Source organism: Muricoccus pecuniae, assembly GCF_014199205.1.
In the GTDB taxonomy this organism is placed as follows: Bacteria; Pseudomonadota; Alphaproteobacteria; order Acetobacterales; family Acetobacteraceae; genus Roseomonas; species Roseomonas pecuniae.
Genome location: NZ_JACIJD010000003.1, coordinates 181,794 through 199,174 on the forward strand (window position 1 = coordinate 181,794; position 17,381 = coordinate 199,174).

19 protein-coding genes are annotated in these 17,381 nt (G+C 72.1%); 9 read left to right on the forward strand and 10 right to left on the reverse strand.

Going from position 1 to position 17,381, the window contains the following annotated elements; genetic code table 11:
- Positions 1–10: 10 nt before the first annotated feature.
- The 3 genes from purL to FHS87_RS04610 form a co-directional block, all read right to left on the reverse strand.
- Entirely contained in the window at positions 11–2,254 is a 2,244-nt protein-coding gene (gene purL / locus FHS87_RS04600) for a phosphoribosylformylglycinamidine synthase subunit PurL (protein WP_184514370.1), read from the reverse strand.
- A gap of 79 nt (positions 2,255–2,333) precedes the next feature.
- Positions 2,334–2,939 (reverse strand): transposase, encoded by a 606-nt coding sequence (locus tag FHS87_RS04605; RefSeq protein WP_221299530.1) that lies wholly within the window; start codon positions 2,937–2,939, stop codon positions 2,334–2,336.
- Positions 2,940–2,990: 51 nt separating this feature from the next.
- A complete protein-coding gene (locus tag FHS87_RS04610) occupies positions 2,991–3,722 on the reverse strand; it encodes a hypothetical protein (RefSeq protein ID WP_184514372.1) in 732 nt (243 codons plus the stop codon).
- 240 nt (positions 3,723–3,962) lie between these two features.
- Here FHS87_RS04610 and FHS87_RS04615 point away from each other — a divergent pair, with 240 nt between their 5' ends.
- The 6 genes from FHS87_RS04615 (at position 3,963) to FHS87_RS04640 (ending at position 8,987) form a co-directional block, all read left to right on the forward strand.
- Positions 3,963–4,232, forward strand: coding sequence for a hypothetical protein (locus FHS87_RS04615; RefSeq protein ID WP_184514374.1), 270 nt, complete (start codon positions 3,963–3,965; stop codon positions 4,230–4,232).
- 150 nt (positions 4,233–4,382) lie between these two features.
- On the forward strand, positions 4,383–5,420 hold the full coding sequence (locus FHS87_RS04620) for an amino acid ABC transporter substrate-binding protein (RefSeq protein ID WP_184514375.1): 1,038 nt from the start codon (positions 4,383–4,385) through the stop codon (positions 5,418–5,420).
- A 226-nt stretch (positions 5,421–5,646) separates the two neighbouring features.
- Positions 5,647–6,690: an SDR family NAD(P)-dependent oxidoreductase gene (locus tag FHS87_RS04625; RefSeq protein ID WP_221299531.1), complete on the forward strand. Its 1,044-nt coding sequence runs from the start codon at positions 5,647–5,649 to the stop codon at positions 6,688–6,690.
- A 54-nt stretch (positions 6,691–6,744) separates the two neighbouring features.
- Complete coding sequence (locus FHS87_RS04630) at positions 6,745–7,698, forward strand: methyltransferase (protein ID WP_184514377.1); 954 nt, start codon at positions 6,745–6,747, stop codon at positions 7,696–7,698.
- Between the two features lie 5 nt (positions 7,699–7,703).
- A complete protein-coding gene (locus FHS87_RS24430; RefSeq protein WP_312861878.1) occupies positions 7,704–8,603 on the forward strand; it encodes an iron-containing redox enzyme family protein in 900 nt (299 codons plus the stop codon).
- A 102-nt stretch (positions 8,604–8,705) separates the two neighbouring features.
- Positions 8,706–8,987, forward strand: a complete 282-nt coding sequence (locus FHS87_RS04640) for a hypothetical protein (protein WP_184514379.1) — start codon at positions 8,706–8,708, stop codon at positions 8,985–8,987.
- A gap of 19 nt (positions 8,988–9,006) precedes the next feature.
- Here FHS87_RS04640 and purQ read toward each other — a convergent pair whose 3' ends face one another.
- From purQ to purC, 4 genes are read right to left on the reverse strand one after another with little or no spacing between them, the layout of a single operon-like run.
- The gene (gene purQ / locus FHS87_RS04645; protein ID WP_184514381.1) at positions 9,007–9,681 is read right to left on the reverse strand and encodes a phosphoribosylformylglycinamidine synthase subunit PurQ; all 675 of its coding nucleotides are present in this window, start codon (positions 9,679–9,681) and stop codon (positions 9,007–9,009) included.
- Complete coding sequence (locus FHS87_RS04650; protein ID WP_184514382.1) at positions 9,678–9,932, reverse strand: hypothetical protein; 255 nt, start codon at positions 9,930–9,932, stop codon at positions 9,678–9,680. Before FHS87_RS04650 ends, purQ begins: the two co-directional genes overlap by 4 nt.
- A gap of 34 nt (positions 9,933–9,966) precedes the next feature.
- Positions 9,967–10,206, reverse strand: a complete 240-nt coding sequence (purS, locus tag FHS87_RS04655) for a phosphoribosylformylglycinamidine synthase subunit PurS (RefSeq protein WP_184514664.1) — start codon at positions 10,204–10,206, stop codon at positions 9,967–9,969.
- Positions 10,207–10,220: 14 nt separating this feature from the next.
- Positions 10,221–10,985: a phosphoribosylaminoimidazolesuccinocarboxamide synthase gene (gene purC, locus FHS87_RS04660; protein ID WP_184514384.1), complete on the reverse strand. Its 765-nt coding sequence runs from the start codon at positions 10,983–10,985 to the stop codon at positions 10,221–10,223.
- Positions 10,986–11,356: 371 nt separating this feature from the next.
- Between purC and FHS87_RS23375 the strand changes: the two genes are divergently transcribed.
- The gene (locus FHS87_RS23375) at positions 11,357–11,893 is read left to right on the forward strand and encodes a hypothetical protein (protein WP_221299533.1); all 537 of its coding nucleotides are present in this window, start codon (positions 11,357–11,359) and stop codon (positions 11,891–11,893) included.
- A 109-nt stretch (positions 11,894–12,002) separates the two neighbouring features.
- On the forward strand, positions 12,003–13,376 hold the full coding sequence (locus FHS87_RS04670) for a general stress protein (RefSeq protein ID WP_184514386.1): 1,374 nt from the start codon (positions 12,003–12,005) through the stop codon (positions 13,374–13,376).
- Between the two features lie 79 nt (positions 13,377–13,455).
- On the opposite strand, the gene FHS87_RS04675 is transcribed toward FHS87_RS04670, so the two are convergent.
- The 3 genes from FHS87_RS04675 to purB all read right to left on the reverse strand — a co-directional run bounded on the left by FHS87_RS04675 (position 13,456) and on the right by purB (position 16,255).
- Positions 13,456–14,379 (reverse strand): hypothetical protein, encoded by a 924-nt coding sequence (locus tag FHS87_RS04675; RefSeq protein WP_184514388.1) that lies wholly within the window; start codon positions 14,377–14,379, stop codon positions 13,456–13,458.
- 69 nt (positions 14,380–14,448) lie between these two features.
- Positions 14,449–14,787 (reverse strand): hypothetical protein, encoded by a 339-nt coding sequence (locus FHS87_RS04680; protein WP_184514390.1) that lies wholly within the window; start codon positions 14,785–14,787, stop codon positions 14,449–14,451.
- Between the two features lie 112 nt (positions 14,788–14,899).
- Complete coding sequence (gene purB, locus FHS87_RS04685; protein ID WP_184514392.1) at positions 14,900–16,255, reverse strand: adenylosuccinate lyase; 1,356 nt, start codon at positions 16,253–16,255, stop codon at positions 14,900–14,902.
- Positions 16,256–16,522: 267 nt separating this feature from the next.
- On the opposite strand from purB, the gene FHS87_RS04690 reads away from it, so the two are divergent.
- Positions 16,523–17,179: a TerC family protein gene (locus tag FHS87_RS04690; RefSeq protein ID WP_184514394.1), complete on the forward strand. Its 657-nt coding sequence runs from the start codon at positions 16,523–16,525 to the stop codon at positions 17,177–17,179.
- The last annotated feature ends 202 nt before the right edge of the window (positions 17,180–17,381 follow it).

The window sequence follows — 17,381 nt, forward strand, 5'->3', positions numbered from 1 at the left end:
TGCGTTCTCCTCAGCGCTCGGCCATGAGGGCGGGAAGCGTGCCCTCATGCGCCGCGCGCAGCTCGTCCAGGGATATGGCGGGGTGGCCCGGCAGCGCCAAGGCCTTCTCCCCGCCCACCTGCGCGATGCGGGCGGCGGGGATGCCGGCGGCGCGCGCGGCCTCGACCAGGGCGGCGGCATCGGTGGTGGCGCAGAGATAGCGGCCCTGGTCCTCGCCGTACCAGAAGGCGTGGGCGGGGATGCCCTCCGGCGCCGGCTCGATCGCCAGCCCCTGGTCCGCGGCCAGCGCCATCTCGGCGAGGCCGACCAGCAGCCCGCCATCGGCGAGGTCGTGGCAGGCGGTGACCCGGCCGGCGAGAATGGCCTCCCGCACGAAGTCGCCGTTGCGGCGCTCGGCGGCGAGGTCCACGGGCGGCGGCGCGCCCTCCTCCCGGCCCGCGATCTCGCGCAGCCAGAGGGACTGGCCGAGATGGCCCCGCGTCTCGCCCAGCAGCACGATCTCCTCCCCCGCGCGGGGGGCGAGGCCCACGGCCTGCCGCGCATCCTCGATCACGCCGACGCCGCCGATGGCGGGGGTGGGGAGGATGGAGACGGGGTTGGCCACCCCGCCGCGCGTCTCGTTGTAGAGGGAGACGTTGCCGGAGACGACGGGGTAGTCGAGCGCGCGGCAGGCCGCCGCCATGCCGCGGATGGCGGCGGCGAACTGGCCCATGATCTCCGGGCGCTCGGGATTGCCGAAGTTCATGTTGTCGGTGATGGCGAGCGGCTTCGCGCCCGTCGCGGTGATGTTGCGCCAGGTCTCGGCCACCGCCTGCGCGCCGCCCGCCTCCGGGTCGGCCGCGACGTAGCGGGGGGTGACGTCGGTCGTCATCGCGAGCGCCCGGGGGCTGTCTTCCAGCTTGACGATGGCGGCATCCGCCGCGCCGGGGCGGCGCACGGTCTGGCCGCCCACGGTGCTGTCGTACTGGTCCCAGATCCAGCGGCGGGAGCAGAGGTCGGGGCTCGCCACCAGGGTCCGCAGCGCGGCGGGGATGCCGGCGGGGTCGGGGACGGAGGCGGCGTCCAGCACGGGCTGCTTCGGGGTTTCCACCGTGGGGCGGCGGTAGAGCGGGGCCTCGGATTCCAGCGGGGCGAGCGGGATGTCGGCCTCCAGCACGCCGCGGTGGCGCAGCGTGATGCGGCCCGTATCGGTCAGGTGGCCGATCACGGCGAAGTCCAGCTCCCACTTGCGGAAGATGGCCTCGGCCACGTGCTCCTCGCCGGGCTTGAGGACCATGAGCATGCGCTCCTGGCTCTCGCTCAGCATCATCTCATAGGCCGTCATCCCCTCCTCGCGCTGGGGGACGTTGTCCATCACCAGCTCGATGCCGACGCCGCCCTTGCCCGCCATCTCGACGGAGGAGGAGGTGAGGCCGGCGGCGCCCATGTCCTGGATGGCGACGATGGCGTCGGTCTCCATCAGCTCCAGGCAGGCCTCGATCAGCAGCTTCTCGGCGAAGGGGTCGCCGATCTGCACGGTGGGGCGCTTCTCCTCCGCATCCTCGGAGAACTCGGCGGAGGCCATGGTGGCGCCGTGGATGCCGTCCCGCCCCGTCTTGCTGCCGACATAGACCACGGGGTTCCCCACCCCCGCCGCGGCGGAGAGGAAGATGCGGTCCTGGCGGGCGATGCCCACCGTCATCGCGTTGACCAGCGGGTTGCCGTTGTAGGCCGGGTGGAAGTTCACCTCCCCGCCCACCGTCGGCACGCCGACGCAGTTGCCGTAGCCGCCGATGCCGCGCACCACGCCATCCAGGATCTGCCTCGTCCGGGGGTGGTTCACATCCCCGAAGCGCAGCGCGTTGAGATTGGCGATGGGCCGCGCGCCCATGGTGAAGACGTCGCGCAGGATGCCGCCGACGCCGGTGGCCGCGCCCTGGTAGGGCTCGATGAAGGAGGGGTGGTTGTGGCTCTCCATCTTGAAGATGGCGGCCAGCCCGTCGCCGATGTCGATCACGCCCGCATTCTCGCCGGGGCCGTGGATGACCCAGGGGGCCTTCGTCGGCAGCTCCCGCAGCCAGACGCGGCTGGACTTGTAGGAGCAGTGCTCGCTCCACATCACGGAGAAGATGCCGAGTTCCGTGAGGCTGGGCGCGCGGCCGAGGATGGCCAGCACGCGGTCGAACTCATCGCCCTTGAGGCCGAATTCCGCGGCGAGCTGGCGCGCGCGGGCCTCTTCCAGGAGATTCGCGGGGGTTTCGGCGGCATTCGGCATGGGCGCGTTGTCAACAGGGGGGCGCGGCTTGTCCAGGGGCCTTTCGGGGGTGGGGATGGTTGCCGCGCGCATGGGTGGGCTACGGCCAGGCCAGGCGGACGCTGCGCGGGATGCGGGCGCGGCCCTCGGCGGCCTTCAGGAGCCAGGTAACGGCCCGGAGATACCCCGCCCGCGCCAGCCTTCCGGCCCGGGAGCGCGGGATTCCAAGGGGGTGCGGGGCGCGGGCGAGGGTTTCGGACAAATCGGGGTCGGGCAGCAGCCAGGGCGGGCCGTTGAGGGCGGAGCGCAGGCCGAGGCGGCGGATGAGGACGAGCAACCCGATGCCGCGCATTCGGTGGGCGCGGCGGCAGGCGCGGACGATCAGGTGCTCGATCTGGCGGAGGGGGTGGCCCGGCGCGGCCTCGGCCAGGGCGACAAGAAGACGTTCCCATAGCCCGTTATGGGTGAGGCGGCGGTAGTAGCGGGCGACGGTGGCCGGGGTGCCATCGGCCGCCGGGGCCTCCCGCCAGGGGGCGGTGGTGGCGGTGAGGTGCAAGATGGCGTCCATGCGGGCGCGGAGATCGGCTATTTTGCGGCCTGCCAGGGAGCGGGGGAGGAGGTAGGGGAGGAGGGCGTGGAACTGGAGGTCGGTGAGGGGGGACCAGGGGGCGGGTGGGGTTAGGCGGGGGGCGTGGGGGAGGGGCATGGGAGGAAGCTACAGCAACATAGGAAAAAAGTCAAGGTTCTGGCTGTCTTTCTAGCGCCTTGGCTGCACCAGCAGGAGTTGTGCGCCGAAAACTTTCGCGGCTGCGTCTGATATTTCTCGCAACTCTTCAATCTCGCGTGAAAGCGGCCGTGCGGGCCTCGTTGGGATGCGAGGTACTGTCGCCTCCTCCATCCTAGTTTCGGAACGTGGTTCTGCGAGCAACGCTGCCTCCATTTCATCGAAAAACGAAGATCTGGTATCCTGGCGGCGCGTGACCGCACGATCTCTAGTGCGGATCAAAGCGCGATTCATTGAGTTTTTGATTTCGCCAATCCTTGAGCCAAGGGGGCGAGCATCATTTTCAAGAAGGCTTTGTAGCCGTTCTAGAACTTCGACACTATGTTGAAATCTGACCTCTCTCGGTTCCGAACAAAGATAGGCAGAATTGCTATCATATGCCACATGATGTGGTTCTTCATTTAAAATGCCAATCTGTTGAGGGGAGACAAAGATAGACCTGCTTGCAACGGCGTTGTTGCTCCAGGCATCATTGATCTCTCGATACCGATGGAACCGAGGTGCGACGTAATAGACCAGATTTTCCCCATCATCGAGGTGGAGCAGCATTTCGTGCTGATTAGATTTTCCTGACTCCGTAATCTTAAAACGAAAAAAAGGAAGCTCTAGCCCAAGTTTATAATCTCGAATTTCCCAGACACTTCGTCTCGTCATGCAATCTGCACGTTTAAATTGGAGGTACATCGGTATCGCGGGCAGTTCCAACTTTACATCGTATCCTCCTCCTTGCCGTCCCTCCTCAATCAGGCTTGGGAAAATGGGCGCTGCCGATACCGGCAACCATCCCACTAACTCGTTTGTCAAAGCGAAACCGTAAGAAAATTCCGATATCTCTGGAGTCATATTTATCGCTTGTCAGCGCGTCCTTGTAAGGCAACCAGCATTCTTTACCTGTGTTCCCCACCCGACAACCCCTGTGAAGCAAAGAACGAGTAGGAGAGTACGATGAGCCAGGGCAACACCACCACCGACCACAAGGTCATCCAGCAGTGGATCGAGTCACGCGGCGGCCGCCCCAGCGTCGTCTCGGGAACCGAGGGCGAGGACGGGGAGGGCATCCTCCGCGTCGATTTCGGCCCGAAGGAGGACAAGCTGGAGGAGATCTCCTGGGAGGACTTCTTCGAGACCTTCGAGGATCGCAAGCTTGCCTTCCTGCATCAGGACAAGACGGCGGACGGCAAGGAGAGCCGCTTCTTCAAGTTCATCAAGCGCTGATCCCGCGCCTCATCGCGGGAGGGCCGGGGATGCCGCGCTTGGCATCCGGGCCTCCCGCCCGCTAGCCTCTCCCCGCTGGGCCGGGAACACGGCCCGGGGGGAACCTGCCGGTCGCGCGTCTTCCAACCTCTCGGATGGGATGCGGGCTGGATGATCAAGGGATTACGGGCGGCGGTCGGGCGGGCGGTGCTCGGGGCCGCGGCGCTGTGCGGGGCGGCGGGCGCCGCCGGGGCGCAATCGACGGCGGACACGATGGGGGCCATCCGCTCGCGGGGCGCGGTGCTCTGCGGCGTGGCCGGCACCACGGCGGGGTTCAGCCTGCCGGACAGCCAGGGCGCGATGCGCGGGCTGGATGCCGATGGGTGCCGCATCGTGGCGGCGGCCATCCTGGGGGACGCGAACAAGGTCCGCTTCATCAACACCACCGCGACGAACCGCTTCACCGCGCTGCAATCGGGCGAGGTGGACATGCTCGTCCGCAACACGACCTGGACGCTGGGGCGGGAGGCCGCGCTCGGCCTCGAATTCGCGAGCATCAACTTCTACGACGGCACCGGCTTCATGGTGAAGAAGGCCTCCGGCGTCACCTCCGTGCGCGGGCTGGACGGCGCGACGGTCTGCGTGCAGCCGGGCTCGACGACGGAGCTGAGCCTGACGGACTACTTCCGCGTCCACCGCATGCGCTTCACCCCGCTGGTGATCGAGAACCTGGAGGAGCTGCGGGCCGCCTTCATCGCCGGGCGCTGTGACGCCTTCACCACCGATGCCAGCTCGCTCGCCGCCTTCCGCTACACCCAGGGGCCGAACGCCGATCAGTACCTTCTGCTGCCCGAGATCATCTCGAAGGAGCCGCTGGGGACGATGGTCCGCAAGGGCGACTGGAAGTTCTTCGACATCGTGCGCTGGGCGCATTTCGCGCAGCTCACGGCCGAGGAGCTGGGGATCGACAGCGAGAACATCGGCAGCTTCCGCAACAGCCCGCTGCCGGAGGTGCAGCGCTTCATGGGCGTGACGGGGGACCTGGGCAAGTCGCTCGGCGTCGCGCCTGATTGGGCGGTGCAGATCGTGAAGCAGGTCGGCAATTTCGGGGAGATGTGGGACCGCAACATCACGCCGCTGGGCGTGCAGCGCGGGATCAACAATCTCTGGACCAAGGGCGGGCTGCAATACGCGCCGCCGATGCGCTGATCCCTGGCTGAGGGCCGGGGGAGGGAGGATTCCCCGGCCCGGTCCCCCCTGGGTGGCGCGCGGCGTCGGGCGCCGGCACGGGGGCGCATGCGGGGCGGGTGTTTCGCGCGGCCTCCTGGCCGCCCGGCCGGGCCGCGTGGCGGCCGGTGGAACGATGGGCCCGCCCGGGGGTTAAGGGCTGTGGCCCGGGCGGGTGCGCCGCGCCGGGTTTCCCGGAGGCCACCCCGTGCTGCCCTTGCCCCTTCCGCTCTTCCCCCTCGCCGCCCTCGCCCTCGTCGGGGGGCTGTTGTCCGCCTGCGCCGTGCCCTCCTCCTCCGCCGCGGACAGGGGGCGGATCGCGGGGCGGACCTATGTGGTCACGGGGGCGTCCAGCGGGCTCGGGCGCGGGGTGGCGGTTCGGCTGGGGGCGCTGGGGGCGAATGTCGTGCTCGCTGCGCGGCGGGCCGAGCTGCTGGAGGAGGTGGCGGCCGAGGTGCGGGCCGGGGGCGGCCAGGCCCTCGTCGTGCCGACCGACGTCTCGGACCCCGCGGCCGTGCAGCGCCTGGCGGGGGCCGCGGTGGAGCGCTTCGGCAAGATCGACGTGTGGATCAACAACGCCGCCGTCGCCTCCATCGGGCGCTTCGAGGAGATCCCGATCGAGGATCACATGCGGATCGTGGACGTGAACCTGAAGGGCGCGATCGCGGGCAGCCACGCCGCGCTGCGCCAGTTCCGCGCGCAGGGCGGGGGCACGCTGGTGAACATCGCCTCCGTCGAGGGGCGGGTGCCGGTCGCCTATCACGCGAGCTACGCCGCGACGAAGGCCGCGCTGCTCGGCCTCGGCGCCGCGATCAACGAGGAGATGCGGCTGGCGCGGACGACGACGATCAAGGTCGCCTCCGTCCTGCCCTGGGCGGTGGACACGCCCTACTGGGTCCATGCCGGCAACTACACCGGGCGCGAGGCGCGGATGATGATGATGGACGCGCCGGAGGACGTGGCGGAGGCGATCGTGCGCGTCTCCGTGGACCCCGTGCGGGAATACGCCGTGGGCTGGAAGGCGCAGGCGGCGGTGCTGGGCGGGCAGGTCTGGCCGGCCCTCGCCCAGCAGCTCGCCGGCAGCGCCGTGCAGAAGTCCCAGATGGAGGACGGCCCGCCCTCGCCGGTCACCTCCGGCAACGTGCACCGGCCCGTGGCGCGCGGCGCGGGGGAGAGCGGCGGGATGCGCGAGCGGATGCGGGAGGAGGATGCCGGCGGGCAGGCGGCCCCCGGCGCGGAGGGCGCGCGGTAGGGAGCTTTCGTTGCGGGCGGAAACCGGCGGCGTGCCCGGGCGTAGAGGCCCCGCATGTCCGACCCCATCCCCCTGCCGCCGGAAGACCGGGCACTCCTGGACCTCGCCCGCGCGCTGCTGGCCGAGGGCTACGCCTTCATCACCCCCACCCCCGCGACCCATGCCCGGGTGAATGCCCGGCCGGGCAACGAGGAGGCGCGGGATCTCCGGGGCGTCTTCGGCTGGAGCCGCCCTTTCCACCCGGGCCTGCTGCCGGAGCCCATGCTCGACCTCCTGCGCGCCGGCGGGGCGTTGGAGGAGGCGGGCGGGCTGCTCCGGAGCCGGGTGCGGCTCTCCTGCCTCGACGGGCTGGCCTTCCTCCACTCCGCCCATCCCACCACCGAGCCGGACTCCGTCTTCTTCGGCCCCGATACCTACCGCTTCGCCCGGGCGATCGAGGACGCGCTGCGGGAGCGGCAGCGCCCGGTGCGGCGGGCGGTGGACATCGGCTGCGGCGCGGGGCCGGGCGGCATCCTCGTCGCGCGGGCATGGCCGGAGGCGGAGGTCACTCTCGGTGACATCAACGGCGCGGCCCTCCGCCTCGCCCGCATTAACGCGGCGCTGAACGGCGCTGGCCGGGCGAGGGCGGTGCACAGCAACCTGCTGGGTGGCGTCGAGGGGGCGCCCGACCTGATCGTGGCCAACCCGCCCTATCTCGTGGACCCCGCGGAGCGCACCTACCGCCACGGCGGCGGGCCGCTCGGGGCGGGGCTGTCGCTCGCCATCCTGGACGCGGCGCTGGAGCGCTTGGCGCCGGGCGGAGCCCTCGTCCTCTACACCGGTGCCGCGGTCGTGAACGGGGAGGACCCCTTCCGCTCCGCCGCCCTGGCCCGAATTGCCGGGGAGAACGCGGCCTGGACCTATCGCGAGATGGACCCCGACGTCTTCGGCGAGGAGCTGGAGGCCGAGGCCTATCGCGGGGCCGACCGCATCGCCGCCGTGGTGCTCACGGTCGCGAGGGAGGGATAAGCGACGTGCCAGAAGGCCTCTTCACCACCACCACCGGCACGGCGCGCCCCGAGAGCGACGAGGCCGACTTCCAGCGCGGCCTCGCCGAGTTCAACCGCCGCCGCTTCGACCCCGCCCTGCCGGCGGGCGACTGGCGCGACGACATCCGGCACATGGCCGAGTGGAGCCTGCGGGAGGGCGAGTTCCTGGAGGCCCGCCGCGCCGCCGTCGCCGAGCGCGCGGCCGCGGCGCCGCGGGACGCGGACGGCTTCGTCGCCTGGTTCGCCGGGCTGGAGAGGGATGGCCCCGGCCAGAACGACCCCCTCTTCCCCTGGCTCGCCGAGAAGGCGACGCGGGAGCAGATGTGCTGGTTCCTGACCCAGGAGGTGGCCGGGGAGGCGGGGTTCGAGGACCTCTCGGCGCTGACCCAGGTGAAGCTGCCGCAGCGCCCGAAGCTGGAGATCGCCCGCAACTACTGGGACGAGATGGGCCGGGGCAACGCCAAGGGCATGCACGGCCCGCTGCTGGAGACCCTCGCCCACCGGCTCGGGCTGGAGCCGCGGGTGGAGACGACGGTGTGGGAATCGCTGGCCCTGGCCAATGTCATGGCCGGGCTCGCCGCCAACCGCCGCTACGCCTACCAGTCCGTCGGCGCGCTGGGGATCATCGAGCAGACCGCGCCCTCCCGCGCGGGGCTGGTGGCGGAGGGGCTGAAGCGGCTGGGCGTGCCCTCGGGCGACCGGCACTACTTCGACCTGCACGCGATCCTGGACGTGAAGCACGCTCTCGCCTGGAACGCCGAGGCGATCCACCCCCTCGTCGCCTCCGATCCCGGCCTCGCCCCGGCCATCGCGGAGGGCGCGCTGATGCGGCTGGAATGCGGCGCCGCCTGCTTCGAGCGCTACCGGCGCGAACTGGGCGTCTGAGCCCGCGCCCCCCCGACGCGCACGGGGTCGTGCCCGGGCGCGTTAAGACTTGTGCAGCATCTCTCTCCCCATCCTGCGCGCACGGAACGCAGGGGTCTGGGCATGTCTCTCGAGAGCAGCGAGATGGAGCGGGTCGGCTTCGCCGGGGGAGGCGCCGCGGAGGAGAGCCGGCGGCCCGGCCGCAGGGAGGCCAGCCCGGAACTCCTCTCCCTCCTCCGCGGGAAGGCCAGGCCCGGCGCGGCCGAGGCGCCCGGCAAGGCCCCCTCCCTGGAGGAGCCGGATCACCTCGGCAGCCCGGCGCGCGGGATCATCATCGGCCTCGGTATTTCCGTGCCGGTCTGGGCGGGCGTCCTCTACGGCCTCGCACGACTCGTGCGGGGGTAGGGGACCGCTCCCCACCGCCTCAGGCCGAGACGAGGCTCTCCGCGAGGCTCTGGAACAGGGGCAGCCCGTCCTCGCCGCCCATCAGGGGGTCCACGAGGTCCTCGGGGTGCGGCATCAGCCCGAGGACGCGGAGGTTGGGGGAGAGGATGCCGGCGATGTCCCGCGCGGCGCCGTTGCGGTTGCGGTCGGCGTAGCGGAAGGCGACGAGGCCCTCGCCCTCAAGCCGGTCCAGCGTCGCGTCATCGGCGAAGTAGTTGCCGTCGCCATGGGCCATGGGCGCGCGGAAGGTGGCGCCCTTCTGCCAGCGGGCGGTGAAGGGGGTGCCGGCGCGCTCGACGCGGAGAACGCAATCCATGGAGAGGAAGCGCAGACCCGCATTCTGGAGGAGGGCGCCCGGCAGCAGCCCAGCCTCGCAGAGGATCTGGAAGCCGTTGCACACGCCGAGCACGTGGCCGCCCCGCGCCGCGAAGTCCCGCACCGCGCCCATGATCGGGGACTGGGCCGCCATGGCGCCGCAGCGGAGGTAGTCCCCGTGCGAGAAGCCGCCGGGCAGGACGACGAGGTCCGTCCCCGCGGGCAGCTCCGTCTCCCGGTGAAAGGTGATGGAGGGCTTGCGGCCCGTGGCGCGCTGCAGCGCGATCGCCATGTCGCGCTCGCGGTTCGTGCCGGGGAAGAGAAGGATGGTCGCGTTCATTGCTGGAACACCCTGAGCCAGTGGAGTCCGCCGAGCACGGCGATGGTGAGGAGGGCCGCGATGGCGGCGGCGGTCATCCAGCGGTCGATCCCCGCCTTGCCGCGGGCGATCAGCCCGGGCGCGCGGCCCCTGCGCGCCCCGCGCGCGGGGGGCGCGGGGCGGGCCACCGCCATGCGGCGCTCCCTCCAGGAGAGGAGCATCGCGATCAGGACCGTCAGCACGGTCATGATGAGGAGGCTGGTCTTGATCATCGCCCCTGGATGCCCGTCCGCCCCGGGATCGCCCTCAGGCGATCTCGACCCGGAAGGACTCGATCACGGTGTTGGCCAGCAGCTTGCGGGCCATCGCCTCGGCGGCGGCCTTCGCCGCGTCGGGATCGGTCTCGGACAGCTCCAGCTCGATCACCTTGCCCGTGCGGACCTCGCCGATCCCCTCGAAGCCGAGGGTGCCGAGGGCGTGGCCGATCGCCTTGCCCTGGGGGTCGAGCACGCCGTTCTTCGGCATGACGAAGACGCGGGCCTTCAGCCCCTTCGCGGCGCTCACTGCATCAGCTCCGGGCCCTTCATGTCGCGCATCCCGGCCTCGGGCAGGATCCCGAGGCGCTTGGCCACCTCCTGGTAGCCCTCCTCGACCTTGCCGAGGTCGCGGCGGAAGCGGTCCTTGTCCATCTTCTCGCCGGTCTTGGAGTCCCACAGGCGGCAGTTGTCCGGGGAGATCTCGTCGGCCAGCACGATCCGCATCTCGTCGTTCTCGTAGAGGCGGCCGAATTCCAGCTTGAAGTCCACCAGGGAGATGCCGACGCCCAGGAAGAGGCCGGTGAGGAAGTCGTTCACCCGCAACGCGAGCGCCACGATGTCGTCCAGGTCCTGCGTGCCGGCCCAGCCGAAGCAGGTGATGTGCTCCTCGGAAACCATGGGGTCCTGGAGGCCGTCGTTCTTGTAGTAGTACTCGACGATCGAGCGGGGCAGGCGGGTGCCCTCCTGGATGCCCAGGCGCTTGGCGAGGCTGCCCGCGGCGATGTTGCGGATCACCACCTCCAGCGGGATGATCTCCACCTCGCGGATGAGCTGCTCGCGCATGTTCAGCCGGCGGATGAAGTGGGTGGGGACGCCGATCTCGCCGAGCTTCGTCATCAGGTACTCGCTGATGCGATTGTTCAGCACGCCCTTGCCGGTGATGACGCCCTTCTTCGTGCCGTTCCCGGCCGTCGCGTCGTCCTTGAAGTACTGGACGAGGGTGCCGGGCTCGGGGCCCTCGAAGAGGACCTTCGCCTTGCCTTCGTAGAGCTGTCGCCTGCGGGCCATGGGGACTTCCCGAAACCTGTTCAGCCGCCCGCAGCGGGGCCTTCCGGCCCCGGCCACGGCGGCGATCGAAGGGGCCGTATAGCAGGGGGGGCGGCCCGGGGCCACAGCCTCCGGAGCGGGGGACCATCGCCTCAGGCGCGGGGGACTGCCGCCTCGATGCGGGGGGACTACCGCTTCCGGCGCGGGCCGGGGGCGTGGCGAGGAGGGGACTCACGGCTGCGTGAGGGGCGCCGCCCTCCGGGCCGTTGCGGCGTTAACCCCGTGCGAGGTGCGGAACGTCGCGCCTTCGATCCGAAAGTCCCGGGCAGGGCCAGAGAGGCGAGAGCCTCGAGGCCGGTCCCATGGGGCAGAACGTTTTGGGAGAAACCGCAATGCGCACGAGCGTCGCCGCCCTGGCCATCGCCGCGGCCCTGGCCACCCCGGCCCTGGCCCAGCAGGGCAACACCGCCAACCCCGGCTCTCAGGGCACCACCGGCGGTGCGCCCGCCATGACCATGGCGCCCGCCACCCAGGCCCCCGGCGGCACCGCCGCCCCGGGCACGACGACCGGCCCCGCCGCCTCCCAGTCCCGCGCGGGCACTGCCACCCAGGGCGCCGGCCTGGGCAGCACCTCCGGCAGCACCACGACGACGACGGGCGGCGGCATGACCGGCGGCCAGTCCGCAGTGCGGACCGAGAATCCCGGCAGCGCCCCGGCTACCACCACCACCCCCGCGGCCGGCGCCAACTCCTTCACCGAGGGCCAGGCGCGCAGCCGCATCGAGGCGGCCGGCTTCACCGGGGTGCAGGAGCTGAAGAAGGACGAGTCCGGCGTGTGGCGCGGCCGCGCGATGCGCGGTGGCCAGACCGCCGAGGTCGGGCTCGACTTCCAGGGCAACGTCGTGACGGGCGCCGCCCCGGCCCGCTGACCCCCGGCCTGCTGACCACGGCCCGCTGACCCCGGGGCACCGCGCCGGCGCGCCGAGAGGCGCCCGGCCGCGACCCGGCCCCCAAGAACCCTTTTCAAGGATCAATCCCATGGCGATGCGGACAATTGCCCGCCTTTACGACAACTACTCCGATGCCCAGGCCGCGGTGAGCGCGCTGGAGGCCGCGGGCTTCATGCGCGACGACATCAGCGTCGTGGCGCGCGATAGCAACAACACCGGCGGCGCCGATGCCGACACGGTGGCGGATGGTGACGAGACGGCCACCGGCGCCGGCACGGGCGCGACCATCGGCACTGTGCTCGGCGGCGGCGCGGGCGTGCTCGCCGGCATCGGCGCGCTGGCCATTCCCGGCATCGGCCCCATCGTCGCGGCGGGCTGGCTGGTGGCGGCGCTGACCGGCGCGGGCGCGGGCGCGGCGGCGGGCGGCCTGCTCGGCAGCCTGACCGGCGCGGGCGTGGAGGAGCGCGACGCGCATGTGTACTCCGAGGGCGTGTCCCGCGGCGGCAGCCTCGTGACGCTGCGGACCGACGATGCGCGCGCCTCCGAGGCCGAGAGCATCATGATGCGCCACAACCCCGTGGACGCGACCACGCGCGAGGCGGACTACCGCTCCTCCGGCTGGAACGGCTACCAGGAGAGCTCGGTCCTGCCGCATGCGGGCGACGCGCCCGAGGGCACCCCGGCCAACCCACCGGGCACCATGCTCTCCCGCGGGGTGGACCAGGTGGCCGGCACCAACGTCTCCGGCGCGCATCCCGAGAACGAGACGAGCCGCGGCAGCGGTTCGGGCATGGGCATGGGCATGGGCACGGCGACCGGCCTGGGCGCCGGCATGGCCGGCATGGGCATGGGTGCGGGCCTGACGGGCAGCTCGCGGGACGGCACGCCGGGCAATCCCCCGGGGACCATGGCCTCGCGCGGCGCCGACCAGGTGCTGGGCACCGATACCTCCGGCGCCTATCCCGGCAATGAGATGGGCCGCGGCTCCTCCATGGGGACCGGCACCATGGGAACGGGCACGACCGGCTCGCTGACGGGCTCCACCCCCGATGGCACGCCGGGCAACCCCCCGGGGACCATGGCCTCGCGCGGCGTCGACCAGGCGCTGGGCACCAACACCTCCGGTGCCTATCCCGGGAACGAGACGGGCATGGGCGGCGACGCCTCTCGCATGCGCTCGACCTCGGACATCGGCACGGGCAGCATGGCCGGCAGCCCGCCGGACGGCACGCCGGGCAATCCCCCGGGCACGAAGCTGTCCCGCGGCGTGGACGAGACGCTGGGCACCAACATCTCGGGCGCGCATCCCGAGAACGAGGTCAGCCGGGCCGACAGCACCACCTATCCCAAGTCCACGGCGACCGGCAGCAACCCGCCGGGCACCGAGGCGAGCCGCAGCTTCGACCGCGCGGCCGGGACGAACGTTTCGGGCGCCAACCCGACGCGCAAGACCGACGTCTGACCCGCGCGCCGGGCATCCCGGCGGGCCATGAGAGGCGGGGCGGTTCCTTCGGGAGCCGCCCCGTTCTTTTTTGGGGGCATCAGCGGCGGGTGGCTTCCCCGCAGCGGCGCAGCGTGGCCCCGGGCTGGATGCCGCGCGCGGCCAGGGCGGGCGGGATGGTGCCGGAGAGGCGCAGGCTGCCATCCGGCAGCCCCTCGATGACCCGCGCCGGGCCGCCCGGGGGCAGGAGGTAGAAGCGCTGCGGGTCGGCATAGATCTCGTAGCCCGTCTCCCCCGGCACGGGCCGCCCGCCCAGCCGCAGCCCGTTGCCAATCCAGGAGGCCGTGCCCGCCGCGCCGCAGCCCGAGAGGGCGTAGCGCTCGTTCAGCGCGGGCGGGAAATGGGGGAGCCAGACGGTGCCGGGCGGCGGGGCTGTGGCGGAGGGCGCGGGCGGCGCAGCCCCGCCGGATGGCCGGGCGGGCGCGGCGGGAAGAAGCGCGACGGTGCGCCCGTCCAGGAAGCCCGTCGCGGGGAGGCCGCCCCTCCCCTGGAGCGCGGCGATTGCCTCGCGCCGCGCCGCGGGGGCCGGGGGGATGCCGGCGGCGGCGAGGCGCCCCTCCAGCGCCTCCGCCTCCTCCCCGGCCCGGTCGGCCTCCTCCAGCGCGGGGCCGGTGAGCCAACGGCGCAGGTCCTCGCGCTTGGCCTCGTGGGCGCGGGCGAGGCAGGCCGGATCGGGCCTGCCACCCGGGGCGCAGTTGGCGGCGAGAAAGGCCTCGAAGCCCCGCGCATCGGTCTCCAGCCCCGGCCGCTGCACGGGCTGGAGGGCGTGGCGCAGGGCCTCGTAGGTGCGGGCGCGGCGACGGTCCGCCCCGCGGGCGGCGGGGTCGGCGCAGGTGGCGGCCGAGAGGGCGTCGGGCGGCACCTCGCAGGACACCGCGGCGCCGGGCGGGGCGGCAGGTGCCTGCGACAGGGCGGGCGGGGCGATGAGGAGGGCCAGCGCGACGGGGATCAGGAGGCGCGGCATGCGGGCGGTCACCCCCGGAATCTCCGGGCGCGGCCCTTCCCGGTCAAGCCGTTGCCCCGTGCTCCCGCGCTAGTAGCGGAAGTAGAGGCCCACCCCCGGCGGCGGCGCGTAGTAGCGCGGCGGCGGCGGGGCGTAGCCGTAGTAGCCCGGCGGCGGGGGCGGCCGGCGCCAGTGGCGGCGGTAGTAGCCCGGCGGCGGGGGAGGGGGCGGGGCGTAGTAGCGCGGCGGCGCGTAGTGGCGCGGCGGGCCGTAGTAGTACTGCACCTCCTGCAGGGCGGCGCCGGCGCCGGGCAGGGTGGCCAGGGGCGCCGCTTCCGCCGAAGGCACGGCCATGGCGCCCGCCAGCCCGCCCACCAGCACGGCGGCGGCGAGCGCGGCGCGACGGATGCTGAACGGGGACGGCATCATCCTCTCCTCCTCTCGCCTGAACGCCCGCAGGATGGGCGTCCATGAGGGCTTAACGAGGGCAGGGGGCGCCGCATTGCGGCGGCGCGGCCCCCGGACGATCACGCCTTGGCGATCACGCCTCCGCGAAGACCCGGGCGAGGGTGGCGCGGACATGGGTGAAGTCCCGCTGGGGGTCCATCACCCCGTCCAGCGCCTCCGGGGCGATGAGGGCGGTGACGGCGGGGTCGGCCAGCAGGTTGTCGCGGAAGCTCCGCCCGCCGGGGGTGCCGAGGTTCTCCCAGGTGGCCATGGCGCTGCGCTGGACCGTGGCATAGGCGTCCTCGCGGCTCATGCCGGCCTGGGTAAGGGCGAGCAGCACCTTCTGGCTGTGCACGACGCCGCCCAGGCTCTCCAGGTTCGCCCGCATCCGCTCGGGGTAGATCGTCAGCTTCTCCATCATCCCCGCCGCGCGGGCGAGGGCGAAGTCGAGGGCGATGGTCGCGTCCGGCCCGATCACGCGCTCGACCGAGGAGTGGGAGATGTCGCGCTCGTGCCAGAGGGCAACGTTCTCCAGCGCGGGCATGGCGTAGCCGCGCACGAGGCGGGCGAGGCCGGTCAGGTTCTCGCTCAGCACGGGGTTGCGCTTGTGCGGCATGGCCGAGGACCCCTTCTGCCCGGGGTGGAAATATTCCTCGGCCTCCCGCACCTCGCTCCGCTGGAGGTGCCGGACCTCGGTGGCCAGCCGCTCGATCGCGGAGGCGGCCACGGCGAGGGCGCAGAAATAGGCGGCGTGGCGGTCCCGCGGGATCACCTGGGTGGAGACGGGCTCGGGGCGCAGGCCGAGCCTCTCCGCGACGAAGGCCTCCACGCGCGGATCGACCGAGGCGAAGGTACCGACGGGGCCGGAGATGGCGCAGGTCGCCACCTCCTCCCGCGCGGCCACCAGCCGGCGGCGGCAGCGCGCGAACTCGGCCCAGTGGCCGGCGAGCTTGATGCCGAAGGTGGTCGGCTCCGCATGGATGCCGTGGGAGCGGCCGATGGTGGGGGTGAGGGCGTGCTCCTCCGCCCGGCGGCGCAGCGCGGCCAGCAGCGCGTCCATGCTCTCGATCAGCAGGTCAGCGGCGCGGACCAGCTGGAGGTTGAGCGCGGTGTCCAGCACGTCCGACGAGGTCATGCCCTGGTGCATGAAGCGGGCGTGCTCGCCCATGCCCGACCCGTCCTCGCGCGTCTCGCCGAGCCAGGTGAGGAAGGCGATGACGTCGTGGCGCGTCACGCGCTCGATCTCGTCGATCCGCTCGAGGTCGGCGGGGGAGATGGCGGCGATGCGCCGGTCGCCCTCGCGCCGGATGGCCTCGGCGGATTCGCGCGGGATGGTGCCGAGATCGGCCATGGCCTCGGCGGCCAGCGCCTCGATCTCGAACCAGATGCGGAAGCGGGCCTCGGGCGACCAGATCGCGGCCATCTGCGGGCGGGTGTAGCGCGGAACCATGCGGGCGGGCCTTCCTTGGCCGAGAGGGGCGAGGGGGCGGTATCCGCGAGGCCGGGCGCCGTCAACCTCGCATCGGGGCTCACATCACGGGCAGGGGCGAAGACCGGCCCGGATGAATGGTTGCCCAGGCATTGCCGATTGTTTATGCGCCGTCCGGCCGCGACGTCGCGGCGGGCGCCTCCGCCCGGGCCCGCGGCCCGCGGCGGCGGTGCATTCATTGTTGGCCGGGGTCCGCAGTCGGCGACCGGCAAGGGAGGCACATCGCCGATGGGAGCGGATTGGTTCATCGCCCTCGGGCAGGTCCTGTTGATCGACCTCGTGCTCGCGGGCGACAACGCCATCGTGGTGGGCATGGCGGCGGCCGGCCTGCCGCCGGTCCAGCGTCGCCAGGCTATTCTCTGGGGCATCGGCGCCGCGACGGTGATGCGCATCGGCTTCGCCGCGATCACGACCCAGCTCCTCGCCATCGTCGGCCTCACCCTCTTCGGCGGGCTGCTGCTGCTGTGGGTCTGCTGGAAGATGTATCGCGAGCTGCGCCAGCCGCACGAGCAGCACGCGGGCGCCGAGGTGGTGAGCGGCGGCGATGCGGGCGCCGCGGATGCCGGCGTGCCCACGAAGACGCTCGGCCAGGCGATCATCCAGATCCTCGTCGCCGACGTCTCCATGTCGCTCGACAACGTGCTGGCCGTGGCCGGCGCGGCGAAGGAGCACCTGGACGTGCTCGTCATCGGCCTCGCCATCTCGGTGGTGCTGATGGGCGTGGCGGCGACCTTCATCGCCCGCCTGCTGGAGAAGCATCGCTGGATCGCCTGGGTGGGCCTGCTCGTCATCCTCTACGTCGCAGTGGACATGATCTGGTCCGGCTCGGGCGAGGTGCAGAACTGGTTCAGCGGCACGCCGCTGGCCCCGCGAACGGGCCACTGAGGTCCGCCGCCCCCCCGATGATGGCGGGGCGGTTAAGAGCAGGTCATCTGACGCTGAAGGCGCCGTCCGGGAGACCGGGCGGCGCTTTCGCGTCCGGGGGGGCGTCGTTAGGTTCCGCGCGCGGGCGGTAAGGCCCGGCTCCCTTCAAGCAGGAAGGCCGCGCGGTGCCACCCGGCGCCGGCGCGGCCTGACCGGAGACGTT